The sequence below is a fragment of the Halomonas sp. ALS9 genome (assembly GCF_001651035.1).
GTDB lineage: Bacteria > Pseudomonadota > Gammaproteobacteria > Pseudomonadales > Halomonadaceae > Vreelandella.
In genome coordinates this window covers 274,461-292,108 of sequence record NZ_LXRG01000054.1, presented here as the reverse complement: position 1 = coordinate 292,108, position 17,648 = coordinate 274,461, and the positions used below count along the sequence as shown (strand labels likewise).

21 protein-coding genes and 1 tRNA gene are annotated in these 17,648 nt (G+C 51.3%); 7 read left to right on the top strand and 15 right to left on the bottom strand.

Going from position 1 to position 17,648, the window contains the following annotated elements:
* Nucleotides 1–124: 124 nt before the first annotated feature.
* Together rpsA and A6R74_RS02950 are read left to right on the top strand one after the other, a co-directional pair.
* Nucleotides 125–1,804 (top strand): 30S ribosomal protein S1, encoded by a 1,680-nt coding sequence (gene rpsA / locus A6R74_RS02955; RefSeq protein ID WP_008957327.1) that lies wholly within the window; start codon nucleotides 125–127, stop codon nucleotides 1,802–1,804.
* 323 nt (nucleotides 1,805–2,127) lie between these two features.
* Entirely contained in the window at nucleotides 2,128–2,502 is a 375-nt protein-coding gene (locus tag A6R74_RS02950; RefSeq protein ID WP_064232967.1) for a histone-like nucleoid-structuring protein, MvaT/MvaU family, read from the top strand.
* An 86-nt stretch (nucleotides 2,503–2,588) separates the two neighbouring features.
* On the opposite strand, the gene A6R74_RS02945 is transcribed toward A6R74_RS02950, so the two are convergent.
* Nucleotides 2,589–3,422, bottom strand: a complete 834-nt coding sequence (locus tag A6R74_RS02945) for a helix-turn-helix transcriptional regulator (protein ID WP_064233181.1) — start codon at nucleotides 3,420–3,422, stop codon at nucleotides 2,589–2,591.
* Between the two features lie 373 nt (nucleotides 3,423–3,795).
* On the opposite strand from A6R74_RS02945, the gene A6R74_RS02940 reads away from it, so the two are divergent.
* Entirely contained in the window at nucleotides 3,796–4,137 is a 342-nt protein-coding gene (locus A6R74_RS02940; protein ID WP_064232966.1) for a hypothetical protein, read from the top strand.
* 42 nt (nucleotides 4,138–4,179) lie between these two features.
* On the opposite strand, the gene A6R74_RS02935 is transcribed toward A6R74_RS02940, so the two are convergent.
* The 6 genes from A6R74_RS02935 to pilB all read right to left on the bottom strand — a co-directional run bounded on the left by A6R74_RS02935 (nucleotide 4,180) and on the right by pilB (nucleotide 9,906).
* Nucleotides 4,180–5,067 (bottom strand): hypothetical protein, encoded by an 888-nt coding sequence (locus tag A6R74_RS02935; RefSeq protein ID WP_064232965.1) that lies wholly within the window; start codon nucleotides 5,065–5,067, stop codon nucleotides 4,180–4,182.
* Between the two features lie 13 nt (nucleotides 5,068–5,080).
* The gene (yacG, locus tag A6R74_RS02930) at nucleotides 5,081–5,314 is read right to left on the bottom strand and encodes a DNA gyrase inhibitor YacG (protein WP_064232964.1); all 234 of its coding nucleotides are present in this window, start codon (nucleotides 5,312–5,314) and stop codon (nucleotides 5,081–5,083) included.
* Nucleotides 5,315–5,348: 34 nt separating this feature from the next.
* Nucleotides 5,349–5,951, bottom strand: coding sequence for a dephospho-CoA kinase (gene coaE / locus A6R74_RS02925; protein ID WP_064232963.1), 603 nt, complete (start codon nucleotides 5,949–5,951; stop codon nucleotides 5,349–5,351).
* Nucleotides 5,952–6,018: 67 nt separating this feature from the next.
* Nucleotides 6,019–6,864 (bottom strand): prepilin peptidase, encoded by an 846-nt coding sequence (locus A6R74_RS02920; RefSeq protein ID WP_064232962.1) that lies wholly within the window; start codon nucleotides 6,862–6,864, stop codon nucleotides 6,019–6,021.
* Nucleotides 6,865–6,912: 48 nt separating this feature from the next.
* Nucleotides 6,913–8,145, bottom strand: a complete 1,233-nt coding sequence (locus tag A6R74_RS02915; protein WP_064232961.1) for a type II secretion system F family protein — start codon at nucleotides 8,143–8,145, stop codon at nucleotides 6,913–6,915.
* 3 nt (nucleotides 8,146–8,148) lie between these two features.
* Nucleotides 8,149–9,906 (bottom strand): type IV-A pilus assembly ATPase PilB, encoded by a 1,758-nt coding sequence (pilB, locus tag A6R74_RS02910; RefSeq protein WP_064232960.1) that lies wholly within the window; start codon nucleotides 9,904–9,906, stop codon nucleotides 8,149–8,151.
* Between the two features lie 239 nt (nucleotides 9,907–10,145).
* Between pilB and A6R74_RS02905 the strand changes: the two genes are divergently transcribed.
* The 4 genes from A6R74_RS02905 to A6R74_RS02890 all read left to right on the top strand — a co-directional run bounded on the left by A6R74_RS02905 (nucleotide 10,146) and on the right by A6R74_RS02890 (nucleotide 12,326).
* The gene (locus tag A6R74_RS02905) at nucleotides 10,146–10,640 is read left to right on the top strand and encodes a pilin (protein WP_064232959.1); all 495 of its coding nucleotides are present in this window, start codon (nucleotides 10,146–10,148) and stop codon (nucleotides 10,638–10,640) included.
* 132 nt (nucleotides 10,641–10,772) lie between these two features.
* Nucleotides 10,773–11,201, top strand: coding sequence for an anti-virulence regulator CigR family protein (locus tag A6R74_RS02900; protein ID WP_064232958.1), 429 nt, complete (start codon nucleotides 10,773–10,775; stop codon nucleotides 11,199–11,201).
* A 94-nt stretch (nucleotides 11,202–11,295) separates the two neighbouring features.
* On the top strand, nucleotides 11,296–12,117 hold the full coding sequence (locus A6R74_RS02895; protein ID WP_064232957.1) for an inositol monophosphatase family protein: 822 nt from the start codon (nucleotides 11,296–11,298) through the stop codon (nucleotides 12,115–12,117).
* A gap of 132 nt (nucleotides 12,118–12,249) precedes the next feature.
* Nucleotides 12,250–12,326: transfer RNA gene (locus A6R74_RS02890), tRNA-Pro, on the top strand.
* A 138-nt stretch (nucleotides 12,327–12,464) separates the two neighbouring features.
* On the opposite strand, the gene A6R74_RS02885 is transcribed toward A6R74_RS02890, so the two are convergent.
* From A6R74_RS02885 to A6R74_RS22900, 8 genes are all read right to left on the bottom strand, one after another.
* Nucleotides 12,465–13,277 (bottom strand): hypothetical protein, encoded by an 813-nt coding sequence (locus A6R74_RS02885; RefSeq protein WP_064232956.1) that lies wholly within the window; start codon nucleotides 13,275–13,277, stop codon nucleotides 12,465–12,467.
* A gap of 150 nt (nucleotides 13,278–13,427) precedes the next feature.
* Nucleotides 13,428–14,552: a tyrosine-type recombinase/integrase gene (locus A6R74_RS02880; protein WP_064232955.1), complete on the bottom strand. Its 1,125-nt coding sequence runs from the start codon at nucleotides 14,550–14,552 to the stop codon at nucleotides 13,428–13,430.
* Nucleotide 14,553: 1 nt separating this feature from the next.
* Complete coding sequence (locus tag A6R74_RS02875) at nucleotides 14,554–14,757, bottom strand: excisionase (protein WP_039858369.1); 204 nt, start codon at nucleotides 14,755–14,757, stop codon at nucleotides 14,554–14,556.
* A gap of 2 nt (nucleotides 14,758–14,759) precedes the next feature.
* Nucleotides 14,760–15,275 (bottom strand): hypothetical protein, encoded by a 516-nt coding sequence (locus A6R74_RS02870; protein ID WP_064232954.1) that lies wholly within the window; start codon nucleotides 15,273–15,275, stop codon nucleotides 14,760–14,762.
* Nucleotides 15,272–15,532 (bottom strand): hypothetical protein, encoded by a 261-nt coding sequence (locus tag A6R74_RS02865; RefSeq protein WP_064232953.1) that lies wholly within the window; start codon nucleotides 15,530–15,532, stop codon nucleotides 15,272–15,274. The genes A6R74_RS02870 and A6R74_RS02865 overlap by 4 nt, the downstream gene beginning before the upstream one ends.
* Entirely contained in the window at nucleotides 15,529–16,149 is a 621-nt protein-coding gene (locus tag A6R74_RS02860) for an HNH endonuclease signature motif containing protein (RefSeq protein ID WP_064232952.1), read from the bottom strand. The genes A6R74_RS02865 and A6R74_RS02860 overlap by 4 nt, the downstream gene beginning before the upstream one ends.
* Nucleotides 16,146–16,964: a hypothetical protein gene (locus A6R74_RS02855; RefSeq protein WP_125410279.1), complete on the bottom strand. Its 819-nt coding sequence runs from the start codon at nucleotides 16,962–16,964 to the stop codon at nucleotides 16,146–16,148. The genes A6R74_RS02860 and A6R74_RS02855 overlap by 4 nt, the downstream gene beginning before the upstream one ends.
* Entirely contained in the window at nucleotides 16,961–17,647 is a 687-nt protein-coding gene (locus A6R74_RS22900; RefSeq protein ID WP_064232950.1) for a hypothetical protein, read from the bottom strand. Before A6R74_RS22900 ends, A6R74_RS02855 begins: the two co-directional genes overlap by 4 nt.
* Between the last annotated feature and the right edge of the window lies 1 nt (nucleotide 17,648).

Sequence of the window (17,648 nt, the reverse complement as noted above, 5' to 3'; positions counted from 1 at the left end):
CGGTGAGCCCGGTCAGGTCTAACCAGCGTTAACACCTCCAAAGGCTGAGTGACATTAGGCCCGCACTTGCTGGTGGTGCGGAGAAGGCATTTATGCCTCAACAACGTAATTACGTAGGAACACCATGAGCGAAAGCTTTGCTGAGCTGTTTGAACAGTCTCTTAACGACATCAACATGGAGCCAGGCGCTATCGTCGCGGCCCAGGTTGTCGACATTGACGGTGACTGGGTTACTGTCAACGCTGGTCTGAAATCTGAAGGTCAGATCCCTGCGTCACAATTCCGCGATGAACACGGTAATCTAAACATCGCTATCGGTGATGACGTGCACGTTGCGCTTGAAGCCGTTGAAGATGGTTTCGGTGAGACGCGTCTGTCCCGTGAAAAAGCCAAGCGTGCAGAAGCTTGGAAGATTCTGGAAGCAGCCTTCGAGAAAGACGAAATCATTAAGGGCGTCATTAACGGTAAGGTTAAAGGCGGCTTCACGGTCGAAGTTGACTCTATCCGCGCCTTCCTGCCGGGCTCGTTGGTTGATGTTCGTCCAGTTCGTGATACTGCGCACCTGGAAAACAAAGAGCTGGACTTCAAAGTCATCAAGCTCGATCCAAAACGCAACAACGTTGTGGTATCACGTCGTGCGGTTCTGGAAGCAGAGAACAGTGCCGAGCGCGAAGCGCTGCTGGCGACTCTGCAAGAAGGCCAGCAGATCAAGGGTATCGTTAAGAACCTGACAGACTACGGCGCTTTCGTAGACCTGGGCGGCGTTGACGGCCTGCTGCACATTACTGATATGGCGTGGAAGCGTATTAAGCATCCGTCCGAAATCGTTGCCGTTGGCGACGAGATCAACGTCAAGGTTCTGAAGTTTGACCGTGAACGCAATCGCGTTTCACTGGGTCTCAAGCAGTTGGGCGAAGATCCGTGGGTCAACATTAAAGAGCGTTACCCGGAAGGCATGAAAGTGCACGCGGTCGTCACTAACCTGACTGACTACGGCTGCTTTGCCGAACTGGAAGAGGGTGTTGAAGGTCTGGTTCACGTTTCTGAAATGGACTGGACTAACAAGAACATCCATCCGTCTAAAGTCGTGCAAGTGGGCGATGATGTTGACGTCATGGTGTTGGATATCGACGAAGAGCGTCGTCGTATTTCTCTGGGTATCAAGCAGTGCACTGCTAACCCGTGGGAAACCTTCAACACTGACTACAACAAGGGTGATCGCGTTTCAGGTACTATCAAGTCAATCACTGACTTCGGTATCTTTATCGGCCTTGAAGGTGGTATTGACGGTCTGGTTCACTTGTCTGACATTTCTTGGACTGATACTGGCGAAGAAGCCGTACGCAGCTTTAAGAAAGGCGACGAAGCTGAAGCTGTTATCCTGTCTATCGACCCTGAGCGTGAGCGCATCTCGCTGGGTATCAAGCAGATGGATTCCGACCCTGTTGCTGAGTACTTGTCAGTCAACGATAAGGGTAGCATTGTAACGGGTCGCGTCATTGAAGTTGATGCTAAAGAAGCTCAAGTTGAATTGGCGACTGACGTGATTGCTGTGCTGAAAGCCTCTGAAATCAGTGCTGACCGCGTAGAAGACGCGCGCAATGTGCTGAACGAAGGCGACAGCGTCGAAGCGCGCATTGTCAGCGTTGATCGCAAGAGCCGTCAGATTAATCTGTCGGTAAAAGCGAAAGACCAGGACGATACGCGTCAGAACCTGAAGAAAATGCGTGAACAAGAGCCGGAAACAGCAGGTGGTCCGACCACCATCGGTGACTTGATCAAGCAGCAGATGGGCCAAGACTAATTACCGATTAGTGTTTGGTTCGTAAAAGCGCCGCCCATAAGGGCGGCGCTTTTGTTTGTAGTGATTGGGCGCCTGTAATGGCTCAGAGGAAAGGTTTGCATAGTCGTCATGCGCTATTAGTTAAACTCTTTAAACAGCAATTGAGTTTTAAAAACGATTAGTAATTGGGTGAAATTCAACTAGACTGTTGTCAGTTACTCTTTTTACAGGAATAATGTCCATGCATTCTGAACTAGTGGGTGTCAAGGTTGTCAATTTGCACCTAAGTTAGATCCCATTCAGTTGAACCCCGTTCAGTTGGATACGATATTAAAGGAACCCCGATGTCATTACTTAACGAATATATCCAAAAAGAACAGCAGCTAAAACAGCTTCAAGAAGATTTGCAGCGCTTAGAAGGCGATCAACGTCTCAAAAGCGAGTTGGAATTTAAGGCCAAACTTGAAGCGCTAATGACTGAGTTCGGCAAGCGTCCGGGCGATGTTATTGCCTTATTAGACCCTGCTGCTGACCCGCGTAGTTCTAAAACCACTGCGAGTGGCAATGCGCGTCGTAAGCGCCGTCTTAAAATTTATAAAAACCCCAAAACAGGGGAAGTGATCGAAACTCGCGGCGGCAACCATAAAGGCCTGCGTAGCTGGAAAGACCAGTATGGCGATGAAACTGTCGAGTCTTGGTTGGAGCGCATGGAAGACTAAGCTATCTAGCAACCGGCATTTCTGTACGGAAATGCCGGTTTTTTATTGCTATATGCTGCAGCTGTATTTCAGTGTCGTTCTCACCGCTACCCACTTATTAATGGGATACGAAGTTCTAAATGGTTTGTTTTCCATAATACTTGAGGAGGGTGGCCGCTAACATGGCAAGCATACTGCCTATTTAGTAGATACATGATGGTATGCGTCAAAGCTCCATAAAGATCCGCTAAACTTTCAAAGCATGTGCTCGCGTAGTAATGGGTAGGGATGTCGACCCGCCGGTAGAGAACAGGTAAGGCAATATCTTTGGCATTGTCCGTATCCGCAAGGTATAGACCAATGTCAGTGCGGTAAGAATGAAAAGATTCATTATTAATCGCATTAACTCTATCTGCGAGTATGTCGGGTAGCGCGATGATGGTTGTTGATAGCCGCAGCCGTGCCTGTAGGCACGCTAGCTGAGGATTATGGAAACTGGCATCCCCTAGCCCCTTGATATGTTCGGGAGCTTTGTAGAGACGCATTAGGATCATTTGGCGGCCATTGCTTTTTTCGATGCGCGTGTTAAAACCATAATTGGGCGTCGGGCTATGGAGAGTCGCTTTCAGTGATCGCCGAAAGTTGCGCGGACTCAACCGATATTGACGTTGAAATGCCCGTGAAAAAGATGAGTGGTTCTGGTACCCGCAACGTATCGCAATTTGCGCTATATTGAGAGGAGTAAGCGCAAGCAGTGCCGCCGCGCGTTCCAGCCGCCTTTTTTCACGGTAAGCGCTAGGTGAGATATGAAAGCTTTGGCGAAATTGGCGCCGAACTTGAGAAGACGAATACCCTATGTGATTAGCAAGGTCTTCGATACCGAGTGGCTTATCGAGTGTATCCTGCAGCCAGATCTCAGCTCGTGTCATCGCGTTGAACATTATCTGGCCTCTCATGCGTGAATCGTACAGGTCTTGCTTATCTCGCCTGTAGTGCACTCTCCCAGTGCGTTAGTGTTGGTAACCTAGCTGAAAGAAAAATTTCAGCCTACAGATGAGAATTGGATCTCTATTCAGGCTACTTGTAGGTAATGTTGATGCGAAGCATCGATTAATGAGTTGTCGCTGACTTTGCTGTGTTTGATAAATGCGTTTGTTACCCTCATATACTTATTGATGATGCCTTTATGCTGGCAACTGGGTAGCAAAGGCAAGTTTGCTCGTTATTTTTACGCGTTTGTGCACAGTTTTTGCCAAAAAAAGCTACGTTGGCAGTCATATCGACCATTTCAAGCAAGGTGTAAATGAAACATCGATGAAATATCAAAAGGTTCAAAAGCCGGTAGATGAGCGCGAGAAGCTGCGTAAGTTTCGTGAATTAGACGATGCTTTTGCGCAGGCTCTACGCCAATTAGATGATCCAGAAAGCGATTTTGATATACCGACAGGCCCGCCGGTACGCTCGCTTGCGGCATTGGAACAAGAAGATGTAGAAATCCACCAGAAGGAACAGCAACAAGAGCAGGAGCGTATTTTTAAACAGCGCTTTGAAGCTTTGTTAAGCGAGTACGATGTGGATCATAACGACCTAGCCGAGCTGATAGAAGCTCTGCTTGGCTATGGGATATGGCAGCAGGATGCAGTGCCTGGCAGTTAGCATTCCTAAAATACTGCAGAGGTCTTTGAAGGTGCTTTTATGCTAACGGTAGCGATAAACCCGCAAACTTGGCAAAAACACATCTTGCTCTAATTTTTCATCGCGTCTCCTTGCCCGTGTGCGGGTAGTCGGAGGCTGTGGCGTAGGCAAGTTAATGTGGGGTAGCCGTTGGTCATTGTCAGGCACAAAAATAGGCATAGCGGCATTTAGTGCCCGCCGTGTGTGCCCATCGTCGAGTGGTTCGGTAAAAAACAGGTTTGCCCGCATCAGCGGGGCCTGGGTTTGTACCTGGGCAAGTACTTCACTGCTTGGGATGCCGGCGAGCTTGCGTAGCTGAATACGAATATGCGGCGCATCGGTATCAAGTTGCAAAAGCTTATGTTCAGCTTCTTTTACGGACAGTCGTTTAATAGAGCGACCACTACTGTACCAAGCAAAGCGAATCCGCGAGACTGCCGCGGGTGCAATAGGTAACTGCCGCCAGCTCTGTTTAAGGTGCAATCGGGCAAGTCCGTTGCGGCGTAGAACCTCATCAATATGGGGATGACGTTGAGGTAGGCGGCTTTTTGCATCGCTAAGCGCCTGGGGGAATGCCTGTTTGATATGCTGCAGTAGGTCGCTAAAGCTGGCTTTGGCTTGATTAACTGCGCCTATAGCGGCTTGCAGTTCGTTATTGGCGGCGACTACGGCAATATAATTACGCGTCTCACGGCCATCCTGATCTTGCTCATGCCACATGTCGAATAAGGCTTTACGCAACCAGTTGTTAGACGGCGTCGTTTGGTGAAAGACCCATGTAGCCGGCAGCTGCTGTTCGTATAGCGAAACAGCGGCTTCGATGGTGTCAAGTAGATGATCAAACCGCTGCTCCAATTGAAGCAGCAGTTGATAGGCCGATGGCGATGATGGGTTTACGTGTGTATCGGCCATGGTCTCAGTGCCTTTAGGTAAGTGGTGCATCCTTGTCGGCTTGCGCCAGCAGCGTTTCTATATCGGCTTCATCCATTGCAGATTCGCCCGATATGCGGTGCGACTCATCTGCCCAGGCGCCCAAATCTAACAGTTGGCAACGCTTACTGCAGAACGGTCGATAAGTGCTTTCTGGCAGCCAGGGCACGCGCTTTGAGCACTGCGGGCAATTAACTTCTAGTGGGGAATCGTTTGCAGGGCGAGCCATAAAAAACTCCAATTGCGTTAACAGGCGCGATATCTCAGTCGTTAAGCGGTAGACGGTAGCGTTCATCAAGCCGTGCCACTTGTTCCATCATGCTGGCGTGGTCACCGCTGTTATCTATTACGTCATTTGCTTTGGCTAACCGTTGCTCGCGGGAAAGTTGGGCGGCGAGAATAGCACGCACCTGGCTTTCACTCACCCCATCACGCTGTTGGGTTCTCGATAATTGTAACGCTTGTGGCACGTCGACCACCACCGTGCGGTCCACTAGCGCATTTTGACCCGACTCAAACAGTAACGGTGACACAAGCAGCACATAGGGTGCGCCCTGGGTTTTGAGTCGCTCTAGATGCTGCAATAGTCGCTGCCTTATTCGGGGATGCGTCACCGACTCTAACCACTGCCGCTGTGCTGGATCGTTAAAAATAATCTCGCGTAGAGCGGCACGGTTAAGCGTGCCATCCTGGTGCATGACCTGATCACCGAAGCGATGCTGGATGGCTAACAGGGCCGGTTCTTCAGGCAAGACTATTTCTCTGGCAACATCGTCGGCATCGACCCAGGCGGCGCCGAGTGTTTCAAAGGCGCGAGCAACGGTCGATTTACCCGACCCAATGCCACCCGTTAATCCGATAATCATTTTCTGCCTCGCTTAGCCCGCTTTTACATAGCTGAGTTTATATACCTCAGCTTTACATCGCTTATTTTTACATAAGCAGGCTGAGATATAGCGTCATTATTTCATCACCGACTAATAACGCCACCCAGCCAGCGAGTGCGAGAAAAGGCCCAAAGGGAAACGGTGTGCCGCGCAGGCGAGGTGAGTAGGCCTGGGCAATCAACCCAACAAAGGCCCCAAGCCCTGCGGAAAGTAGCAAAATCAGCGGTAAAAAACTCCATCCCAGCCAGGCGCCCAGCGCTGCCAGCAGCTTAAAGTCGCCGTAACCCATTCCTTCCTTGCCAGTGGCTAGCTTGAAGAGCCAATAAAAACTCCACAGTGAAAGATAGCCCGCCATTGCGCCGATAACGGCATTCTGCAGCATGAGTGGCTGGAAGAGGAGCTGAAACACTAATCCCGCCCAAAGCAAAGGAAGGGTGATCACATCGGGTAGTAGCTGGGTACGGAAGTCAATGACAGAGAGCACTAACAGCATTAGGCAAGCGCCGTAAATGAAAAGCGCCTCTGACGTTAGCCCATGGAGTGAGAATGCCGCTATGGCCAATAAGCCGCCGGCTAATTCGACCAGTGGGTATTGAACGCTGATAGGTGTTTGGCACGCAGCACAGCGCCCGCGCCGCTTTAACCAGCCAATTAGTGGCAAGTTGTCATGCCATGCAATAGGCGTTTCGCAGCGTGGGCACATAGAGCCAGGCGTAGCTAAATTAAAGCGCGGTGAGTATTCGGCGCTAAGTTCAAGTGCTTCGCGGGCTTCGTTACGCCAGCCACGCATTAGCATCACCGGAAGTCGTGTAATCACCACATTCAAAAAGCTGCCTAGACAGAGCCCAATTAATAGCACAATCAACCACACAATAATGGGAGGGTGGTGCATGTCGCTCCTTAGATTTCATTAAATTAGCGCTGTTTACACGTTTGAATCTTAGAGGGCAGAGCCTAAGTCGAAGATGGGCAAGTACATGGAGACCACCACCCCGCCTACCAGAACGCCCAATACCACAATAATAATTGGCTCCATCAGCGAGGTGAGCGCATCAACTTTATTATCGACTTCTTCTTCGTAGTAATCAGCAACACGATTAAGCATGTCATCAAGCGCCCCCGCCTCTTCACCGATACTGACCATTTGAATCGCCAAGGGGGGAAAGCGGTTGGTCATCCGCATGGCGAAGTGTAGTTGTTGCCCGGTGGCTACGTCCCGGCGCGTTTGTACTACCGCGCGTTCGTACACTTTATTGGCTGTAGCACCCGCGGCGGTGTCTAAGCCTTCAACGAGCGGGACGCCGGAGGCAAAGGTGGTCGCTAATGTGCGCGAAAAACGGGCGATCGCCGATTTATGCATAACATCACCAATGAACGGTAACCGAAGCAGCAGTGCGTGCATACGGTAGGCGACATTAGGCGAGTGTTGAATACTTATCTTGAGTAGCAACACGGTGGCAACTAGTGCGCCGACTGCCGCTAGCCAATAACGCTGTGCAAGCTCGGATACATTAACGGTCATCTGGGTCAATGCAGGTAGTTCAGCACCAAAGCTATCGAACATACTTTCAAACTCAGGCACCACTTTTATCAACAGCAACATGGTCACGGAAATGCCAATCGTCATTACGGCGGTGGGATACCAGAGCGCCTTTTTAACCCGCGCCTTCAGCGACTCAACTTTCTCTTTATAGGTCGCAATACGATCGAGCATTTGATCCAATGTACCTGACTGCTCGCCAGCACTAACTAGGTTAACAAACAGCCGGTCAAAGTGTTTGGGGTGACGGTGCAATGCATCAGAGAAGCTGGAGCCCGACGATATATCGCTCATCATCTGTTGAACCAGGGCAACCATGGCAGGTTTTTTGAGGCTCTCTGCCACCACTTGCAGCCCCTGTAATAAAGGAATGCCAGCGCGAATCATGGTGGCCATTTGGCGTGCAAAGACCATGACGTCGTTGGCATTAATACGGCCGCTGCCGCCCAGGTTGCCTTTTTTACTGATCCGGCGAATAACAATGTTTTGCTTAGTGAGTTCAGCGGCTACTTCGGCTTTACTGCGGCCAATCATCTCACCGCTTAGCGGTCTATCCTGTGGGCCTTTACCGATCCATTTCCAGCGCGCTAGCTTGATGGCGGGCGTTTGGCGTCGGCGTACCGTTTTAGCCATGCCTTACTCCTTGCTCACTCGGTTAACCTCTTCCAGACTGGTAATGCCCTGCATGACTTTCAATAATCCACTGCGGTGAAGGCCTGTATAGCCCTCCTTACGCGCTTGTTGATCAATATCTAAGGCGTTGGCATCACGCATGATCAGTTGTCGCATTGCTTCGGTAATCGGCACTACCTCATAAATGCCAACTCGACCTTTATAACCTTGGGTACAGTGCTTGCAACCTACCGGTTTATAGATAGTTGCCTGATGGATTTCTTCGCTGCTGAAGCCTTCTTTACGCAGTGCCTCGTGGGGAATATCACTGGTCTCTTTGCAATGTATACATAGTTTGCGAGCCAGACGTTGGGCAATGATCAAACTAACGGCGCTGGCGATGTTAAACGAGGAGACGCCCATGTTAGCCAGTCGAGTCAGCGTTTCTGCCGCTGAGTTGGTATGCACTGTGGAGAGCACCAAGTGGCCAGTCTGGGCAGCTTTAACAGCAATTTCGGCCGTCTCGAGATCGCGAATCTCGCCTACCATGACCACATCAGGGTCTTGGCGTAGAAACGCCCTTAGCGCATTGGCAAAATCGAGGCCGATTTTAGGCAATACATTCACCTGATTGATACCCGAGACTTTGATTTCAACCGGATCTTCGGCGGTGCAAATATTGCGTTCCACTTTATTCAGAATATTAATGCCGGTATACAACGAAACGGTCTTGCCACTGCCAGTGGGGCCAGTGACTAGAATCATGCCTTGGGGTTGTTTTAGCGCGTGCTCATAATGGCCCCGTTGCTCGTCGGTAAAGCCCAGTTGCTCAATACCTAGCTGCGCGGTGGTAGGGTCTAATATCCTCAGCACCAGCTTTTCGCCATAAACGGTAGGCAGTGAGTTAACCCGGAAATCGAGAGAGTGGGTGCGGGAAAACTTAAGTTTTATTGCCCCATCCTGGGGCAGGCGGCGCTCGGAAATATCAAGGCGCGCCATGATTTTTAGCCGGGCTGCGATACGGTTGCGCATGGCAAAGGGTGGGCGTGCCACTTCGATTAGCATCCCGTCAACACGGAAGCGAACCCGGTAGAGGGTTTCGTAAGGTTCAAAATGGATGTCAGAGGCGCCCCGGCGGATTGCATCTAACAGAATTTTGTTCACAAACTTAACAATGGGCGCATCTTCATTATTCTGAGAAGATTCTTCCAGCGGAATTTCATGACCATCGTTATTTTGCACGCCGCTCAACGAATTAACCGTATTATCCAGCTCACCGAACTGATCAAACATGCCACGCTCGTTTTGAGCAAGGTAGCTATTGAGTGCGACCATGATTTGATCAACGGGAGCGAGGATGCCTTCAACACTAAGACCGGTCGCAAACTGTAATTCATCCAGTTGAGTCAACGTGGCGGGGTAGGGCACTGCAACCGTCAGACGATGACCGTGGCGCGCTAATGGCAGTACGTTAAGGCTCTGCAGCACTTTAATGGGATAGTCCGAAGCGGGTGGGAGTGTCGTTAGTTTCACTGCCTCCAGGTCGATGACCGGTAGCCCGTACTCCCAACCAGCCGCCAGTGTCGCTTTACTAGGGGCGACCAGACCGCTTTCAATGACATGCTGAAGTAACGATATTTCCAAGTCCGCGGCGGTGGTTTCCGCCGTGGCGGCCTGTGCGTCGGTTAACAAGCCGTGCTTAACCAAGCGCTGGGCAATGCCAAGCAGGCCGCCACGCGCAGTGGCGTGGCTTAACGTTGACTCGAAGGAGGGCTGGCTCATCAAACAACCTGTTTTACATCGATATAAGCGTCTTACCTGTACCATAAACTAATGTTTATCGGCATTAAATGGCTGGTTATGCCATTTCGCTAAAGTGGTCGTCAATTAAGCTGGTAACGCCAATAGATCGTGTTGTAAAAACACATCACGTAAGCTAGTGTAATCCTAATAAGTTTTAACTCTTTGTGAGAAATCTCCAGCCTTACAAAGACTTACTTATTCCCTAAGGAGATGCCTTCATGCCGAGTGCCGCACAAGCTATTGCACAGAACACCAAACAAGACGGTTTCACTCTGATTGAGCTGATGATTGTTATCGCTATCATTGGCGTTCTGTCGGCTGTGGCGGTGCCGCAGTACCAATCTTATATTCAGCGCGCCGAAGCGACATCCGCATATTCCACTTTGAAATCCCTGCAAACAGGATTTGATACTGCGGTGATTTCTGGGGTGAATCCTTCTGAGGAATTTCAACAAAGGGATGGAGATGGTGCGTTCGTAGACTATGTCGGCTTTAATGAAGATGATCTAACGGGTGGAAATACCCTCACTTATTCAGATTTAAATACCAATGCTCCTACAATTACCTTTAACTTTGGATCTATAGGCGCAGCTGCATCTGGTGAAGACAGTGCATCAAACACAATGTCAGTCACTAGAGAAGCGAGCAACGGCAGTTGGACTTGTGAAGCAACTATTCCTGAGAATATCCTGCCACGCGGCTGCCAAGACTAAGCCGTTAAAAAAGTAAGTCGTCAAGTTTGCTTTTACTTTCCAGCTGCTCGTTGGAGCGCCTGTTTTGTTTCCATACTTCCTACGCATTTGTTCTTTACACTGAAAGCTCTGATCTTAAGCGAGGAGCTTACAGTGAAGCCTACCAATCTGATTGCCATAAGCGCGCTTGGCGCATTGCTACTCAATAGCGCCGCCTTCGCCCAGCCTGACCATGCCTCGGCTCACGGTGCCCGTGATAAAGGCCAGCAGCATGAATCTAACCGACCTAGCCAATCCTACGATGAGCGGGTTGACTTGCCACGCATCAACGAGCGTGAACTACGTCAATTGCTGAGCCGGAATGACGCACCACGAGCAGAATCTTTGCCGCCCGGTATTCAGCGCAACCTTGAGCGTGGCAAGCCCTTACCTCCGGGTATCGCCAAACGTTTTGACGGCCAGCTAGCGTCTCAATTGCCGCGCTACCCAGGCTATGAGTGGGAGCGTGTTGGCGCCGATGTGGTGTTAATTGAAGCGGCCACACGCATCGTTGTGGAGGTGTTGGTAGACGTATTGCGCTAACCACGATCATCAAAAGTCGGTTTGACTCGAAAATTACATCTGGGCGGCTTATGGTAGAGACTCATAGCATCATCGCGTTCTAAAGGGAGATTCAATGAGCGACCATACACTAGCCGCGCGTCTTGAAATTACTATCGCTATTGCTGAAGAAGCGGGGCAGATGATTATCAAGGCGCGGGAGCAGCAGGACTTTGCCCAGCGCTTAAAAAAGGATAACGAGCTAGTCACCGATGTGGATGTGGCCGTGGACAAGCTGATTAGTCAGCGCCTGGAAGAGCACTTTCCCGGTGAAGCGCGGCTGAGTGAAGAGCTTGCCCCCGAGAGCGCTGTGCATGAAGCGGCGCCGAAACTGTGGGTGGTGGATCCCATTGATGGCACGGTTAACTTTGCCCAAGGGCTTCGCCACGTAGCGGTTTCCATTGGCTGGATGGAAGAGGGCGTCGCCAAGGTAGGCGTTGTACATGCACCGTTTTTAGGCGAAACCTTTAGCGCTGCCGAAGGCGCCGGGGCTTTCTGCAACGGTAAAGCTATACAGCCCAGTAGTGCAGATTCACTGGCCCACACCTTGGTAGGTACGGGGTTTCCCTATCGTAAAGAGGAGCGTAAGCACCTTTTGAAGCGCTTGGAAGCCGTGCTGTTTGAGTGCCAAGACGTACGTCGTAATGGCGCTGCAGCGCTCGATTTATGCGATGTAGCCTGTGGTCGCCTGGATGCGTATTACGAAAGTGTATCGCCCTGGGATTTCGTTGCAGGCTGGGTTATTGCCCGGGAAGCCGGCGCACGGGTAGGGCACTTATACCCTGTGCCTTCAGCAGTGCCGGAAGATATTTACCCAGACCATTTAATCGTAACGGCCCCCGGTGTATATGACGCCATGGCCTATCTATTACTTGAGGCAGACCAACGTAAGCCATAAAGGACGATGAGAGGCATAGCGGTGTGTGACAAATACTTGAAAAGAAAGCGCTATAAGGGCTTTTCATTTATGCAAGAAACCGCTAGTATACGCACCGTCTTGAGGCAAAGATGTAGCGGCCAATAAAGACAGCGGAGCGTGGCGCAGCTTGGTAGCGCGTTGCAATGGGGTTGCAAAGGTCGCAGGTTCGAATCCTGTCGCTCCGACCAAAAAAGTTTATTAAAAACCGTCGCTTATGGGTCAAACCTAGCGGCGGTTTTTTGTTTGTTGGTAAAATTTTGGGAATATTTTGGGAAAACTCTTGCTCTTCTGTAGCTGTTGAGCAAGGTTGCAAACACCCTAAACGGCTAGTCGTCACACAGCGCGCAACGATCCACATCATCTACGTCTATTATTAATTTTCCTGACCAAGCCTTACGCAGTTTCCCTAGTACCAGTAAATGCATTCCTTCAAGCTCCCGGTCTAATTGGAAATTAAATTTCCTTTTAAAGTCATCGTACTTCTCAGGAGTGATTAAGATGCTGAGATCATCATACTTACCAGTATTGAGCCAAAAAGATCCGTCTGCAGACATGCCTGTATCGAAAATCAATCCCCAGTAGCCCCTGAACTCGTTTGCTAAGCCCTCATCTACTGCATCAAAATTTACGAATAATTGGTTTGCTGGCAAGGAAGTGTATCGGGGTAACTCAACAATTATGTTCGAATTGCGAAACTGTTCTGATTCAATGAGCGCTTTTAGCAACGGGCGAAGTCGGCGATTCATTGGTGAGGGGCCACGAGGGCCGTCTCCGGTAAAACGTCCGCCTCTTGTATTTGCTTTATCTACATCGCTCGGATCACCGTTTACCTTATCGTGAGCGCCGTAATTGATATCGATCCGAATATGGTTCATGGGGTTCCGCAAAATATCTTGAACCTCATTACTCCCCGGGCCTTTTTTACTGGGCGGGGCACCCAAACTGCAAGTTGGAGCATGGGGCCTCGCGCCGAAGCAAGCTCCTTGTCCACTGGTAGCGGCTCTTTTGAAATAAGCAGGCCACCTACACTCAACGCAGATTAGCTGACGCCGCTTAGATGCAATTTCACTCTCACTTAACTGAGCAAAATTGGCAATGTAATAAGGTGTGCCATCCGCAGTGCAATATGCTGTATCCATGTATTGTTCCCTAGCTGTTGAGTGCTAATTTACAAACTTAAATGAAATACAAGGCACATTGCTAGGTGTTGATTGTAAAAGTTGCTTACATTTCAGCCTTTTTGCAAGCAGTTACTTTATATAGAGCTGTTGTATAGTTTCATCACCCAATTACGGCTCAAGCAACGCCTCCATCGTAAACGGATTCCCCTTAGCTTGCTGCCACCTGGTGTCATGGCCATCCAGGTAGTGCTGCGTCATGCTTTCGTCAGCGTGGCCCATGAGTACCTGGATGTCGTTGACCGAGGTGCCTTGCAGCTCCAGCAGCCGTGACCCTAACGAGCGAATTTCATGGAAGGTGGGCTGTGCGTTGGCTGGCATGCTTTTAATACTGGTTACCTGCTCGCGTAGCTTCGCGAACTCCTTGGAAAGATAATCTCCAGACACCTGCGACCAATGTGCTTTGGCTTTCCGATCGTATATGCGTGCTGGCATGCGGTGCACGATAAAAGGTGAGACGGGAGCAATTAGCCGTGATCGGCGGATAAGGTCATCCAGCGCAGGCGTTAGCTCAATAGCCACGTAGGCCGTTTTACTCCGGTCTTTCGTTTTCTGGCGAATATAGTGCAGGCGCCCATCCTTAATATCATCGTACCTGGCGGCCGTTACCTCGGCGCGCCCAAACAGGCACAACAGTGACAGCTCCATGGCGATTTGCATCCAATCGGGAGCTATCGCGTGCATGGTCTTGAATTGCTCGACCGTTAAGCGCCTGCGCTGCTTGGTATAGTGGTTAGTGGTGCGGGTCGGCGTTACAGGGTCTCTTTCGACCCAGCCTTTGGTCTGAGCAAATTGGAATATCTGCGATAGCACTGCACGGTACTGCACGTAGGCACTGCCTGGGTGGTTCTCCGTGAGATACTCGGCACACCAGCGAGTGTTGATGTGCTCGAGCAGCATATTGCCCGCATCCTTAATGAGCCGGTTCCCACGGCCGCGCTTTGCCTTTTTAGTCCAGTCCTTCAGCTTAGGATCGGCCTCCACCCATTCTTTAAGCCATGCATTGATCGCTACGTTCAGCGTTATGCCGGTTTCCCCCATCACATCAGCCACCAGGTCGCCGCCAGACATTAGTCGGGCATTCAATATGCGCGCAGCATCCTGGGCTTTAGCTCGGTCTCTGCCCATGCCATGTTTGGAACCGGTGTCTGGGCGTCGATAGGTGTAGTACCCCTTGTGCTCATACAGATTAGGCTCCAGGCCTTTGTTTTTTCTTTTCCTTGGCCGTGGTGGCATATCACGCCTCCAGTACGCTATCTGCTAACTCATTGCCGGTTTGGCGGCGCTCTGCATCTAAATCGATAAACCAGGTACCGCCGATTTTTTTAGCTGGCACGTGTCCTTCCCGGCACCAGCGGCGCATGGTGGTAGGCGAGGGCGGATTGCCCTCAAAGCGCGCACGACTCCACTGTTCCAGCTCCATTAATTTACCCGTTTTCATCATCAGTCTCCCGTAAAACGCTGGCCGCCGGGGCCCCAACCTTGTCCATTACGCCAGTCGCGTTCCTGGCGCATGGTGCTGTCGTCTATTGCCTGCTGGCGCTGCTGATCGATCAAAGCTTGCACCTCGGGGTTTTGGGCGATACGCCGCAGGTTAAGTAGCTCCTCCTGCTGGCGCTTAATGATGGCGGTGGCCACCGTGGCCAGTTCCCAGCAGTCGGTGGGTGTTTCGCCTTCATCACCCACCTTCCCCAGGCCATAACAACCGCCGCAAGGTTTATCGCGATTGCCTTTAATATGATCGTGACCAGCGCCCAGGCAAATAGGGCAGTCGTCAGAGGCAAGCGCTCGCCACTGCCTTTCCCACTCCTGCAGGCTGGTGATGCTATCGATCCCCTTATCAAGATCGCGATAAAGCACCAGCCACTTTCCTTCCAAGTCCGTTCCAGCGCCTTGGTGCTGGGCGATCTCCTGAAATTTTCCGCCACGGTCACGGTGGGTATGCGTAGCTTTGGTCATTGATGTTTCAGAGCCGGAAGCCCTTCCTCATCAATCAGCTCGCCGGTGGGCATGAAATTGCTACCTGGTGCACGCTTGAGCAGCTTGAGCCTTTCGTTTTCAGCGCGGGCGCTATCCACTAATTGCGCGGATACATCGCTAACGGCTTTTGCACGCTGGATCTCTTCTTTCAATGCATCGCCCTTGATGCTTTCATCACCCAAGCGCTCAAGCTGGGCAAACAGGTGGTTACGTAGGTCGTCGACTTTGTTTTTCATTCCTGCTTGCTCCTGCGGTTGATTTTGCGGTTCAGAGCCCCGCGCAGTTGTACTATTTGTGGCAACGGCTCGGGTAAGTTGAGATAGCTGTTACGGCGCATTAGATCGGCGCGGCTTATTAGCTCAAGGTTGGCTGGCGCGAAGTTACGCTTATCGCCATCGCGGAATATCACCGCGTGGCCCTTCGGCACCGGACGGCCATTGTGCTTTTCCCACTCAATGTGGCTGACGGATACCCAGTCCTTGGGCGGGTAGCCGGTATCTGTCAATTTTCGTTCTAGGTAGCCGTCTTTCGTTACGCGCTCGCTGTCGATCGGCAACCACGTTGCTGGTTTGTGGCCTTTCTTGAAGCGGGTGCGCTCGCTACCCGGTGGGCTGAAATTCGTGCCCTTGTTCCAGGGCGTTAAGTTAGGCTTAAAACAGCCTGGCTTTTCGCGCTCCATGTACTCGGTAGATTTCCGCCAGCCGTGGTTTATGGCCTGATTTTTGATACTGGAAGCGCTGCGGCGGAACATGCGCGCAAGGGTGGCGTTGTTGGTATCCGGGTAGTTCCTTTCCAGCGCGGCTAGATCCTCTGGCGACCATGGCTTGCCGTTGTTGGCGAGGTAGTCAGTCATGGGTTGGCCTCCATCTTTCCCTTGAACCAGCAGCCCCAATGCTTGGAGCGCGGAAAGCCCAAGCGGTCAAGATGAGGGGGAATGCTTGTTCGAGCGCTGCGATCCGAACCGTAGTGATGGCCACCGGATTTGTTCAGGTGATCAATGATATGGTCGATGTGCAGCTCTTTTTCTGGATTACCTTGAAGTAGCTTTTCTACCTCTGCCATGGTGCGCTTGAAGGGCGTCATGTACTCGGTTTCACCACCCCGGGCACCTGGCGTGGCTATTCGCATATCTGGATTCAACTGATCAATAAGGTTGCTTGCCGTGCGTCGAGATCCGGGCTGTATCGTTGGCGCCAGCTCTCGATAGAGGGTATAGCGCTGCGGAACCAATTCCGTTTCGCCGTTGAAGCGCAACTCACGTGCAGGTTGCTTATCGATAGTCACAAGCCCTATGCCAAAGTCCCTCATGACCCGCATAAGAAGCTCACTGCGGCGTGCGCGTCCGCGCTGTACCACTACCCATATCAGGTGTGGCATACCTGTTTGATCTTCACGCTCAAACAATCGCCACCGTGCCGCTTGCTCAACGACCGAAAGGTTGAAGGATTTTTTGCACTCGATGACTTGGCAAATCCCTTGGCGCGTAGCGATGAGATCCGGTCTGCCGGGGAAAAAGGCAAGGACAACCTCGGGATATATTTCCCATGACTCTTGCTGCAGCCATTGATCAGTTACCTGGGCGATTTCTGTTTCAGCCATGCATTTATCCAGGGCGCCATCCTCCTTGCCTGTGCCTTCTAAATAGACCGGCATACTCCATGTACTCACTGGCAGACCTCCCTAATATCTGAGGCGGTAAGCGTGTAGGGCTGGGTATTCAACACCTGGTAAAAAACGGGGGCGCAATAGGTGGTAGCCCATGCCTCGATGAGCGTTTGCAGCACTTGAATTTGTGGCTCGCTGGCGCTCGGGTAATCTTCAGCCACTTCGCCCGCGTCGTCTTCGGCTTGTACCTGCATGCCTTCAATCACCAGCTCATCGATGTTGGTGGTGAAGTCAGTGGCTTTAGCGTGGCGCTTGGTACCGAAATAAACCGTATCGCCCGCTTGCAGCTGGCGCTCCTCGATCAGCTCCTGCAGATCGTCATGGTTGAACATTTCGTCATTGGTCGACCATAGAATGTCAGGCGTTGTTGTCGCTTCGATGGCGGCCGTCTCGGCGCGTTCTATGGCGTCATACTGGGCAGACAGCAGGGCCATAGCCTTTTCGATGTTACGTTTCGGGTCTCTGCTGGGTTTAAACCAAGCATCGTCCCAGGGCCAAAATGCGGGCGGCTGTCCATCCAGTGCCGATTTACCACCCTGCAACACATCTTCAGCGAAACAGGCATAGCAGGCAGCTGCCGCCGCTAACTGACCCTGTGTGTAACAGTCGTCATGTGCTGCGCTAAAACCTTCTTCATTGATCTGGCGAAGGCGTTCTTCCAGGGCCTTGATAATGACGTTTGACATC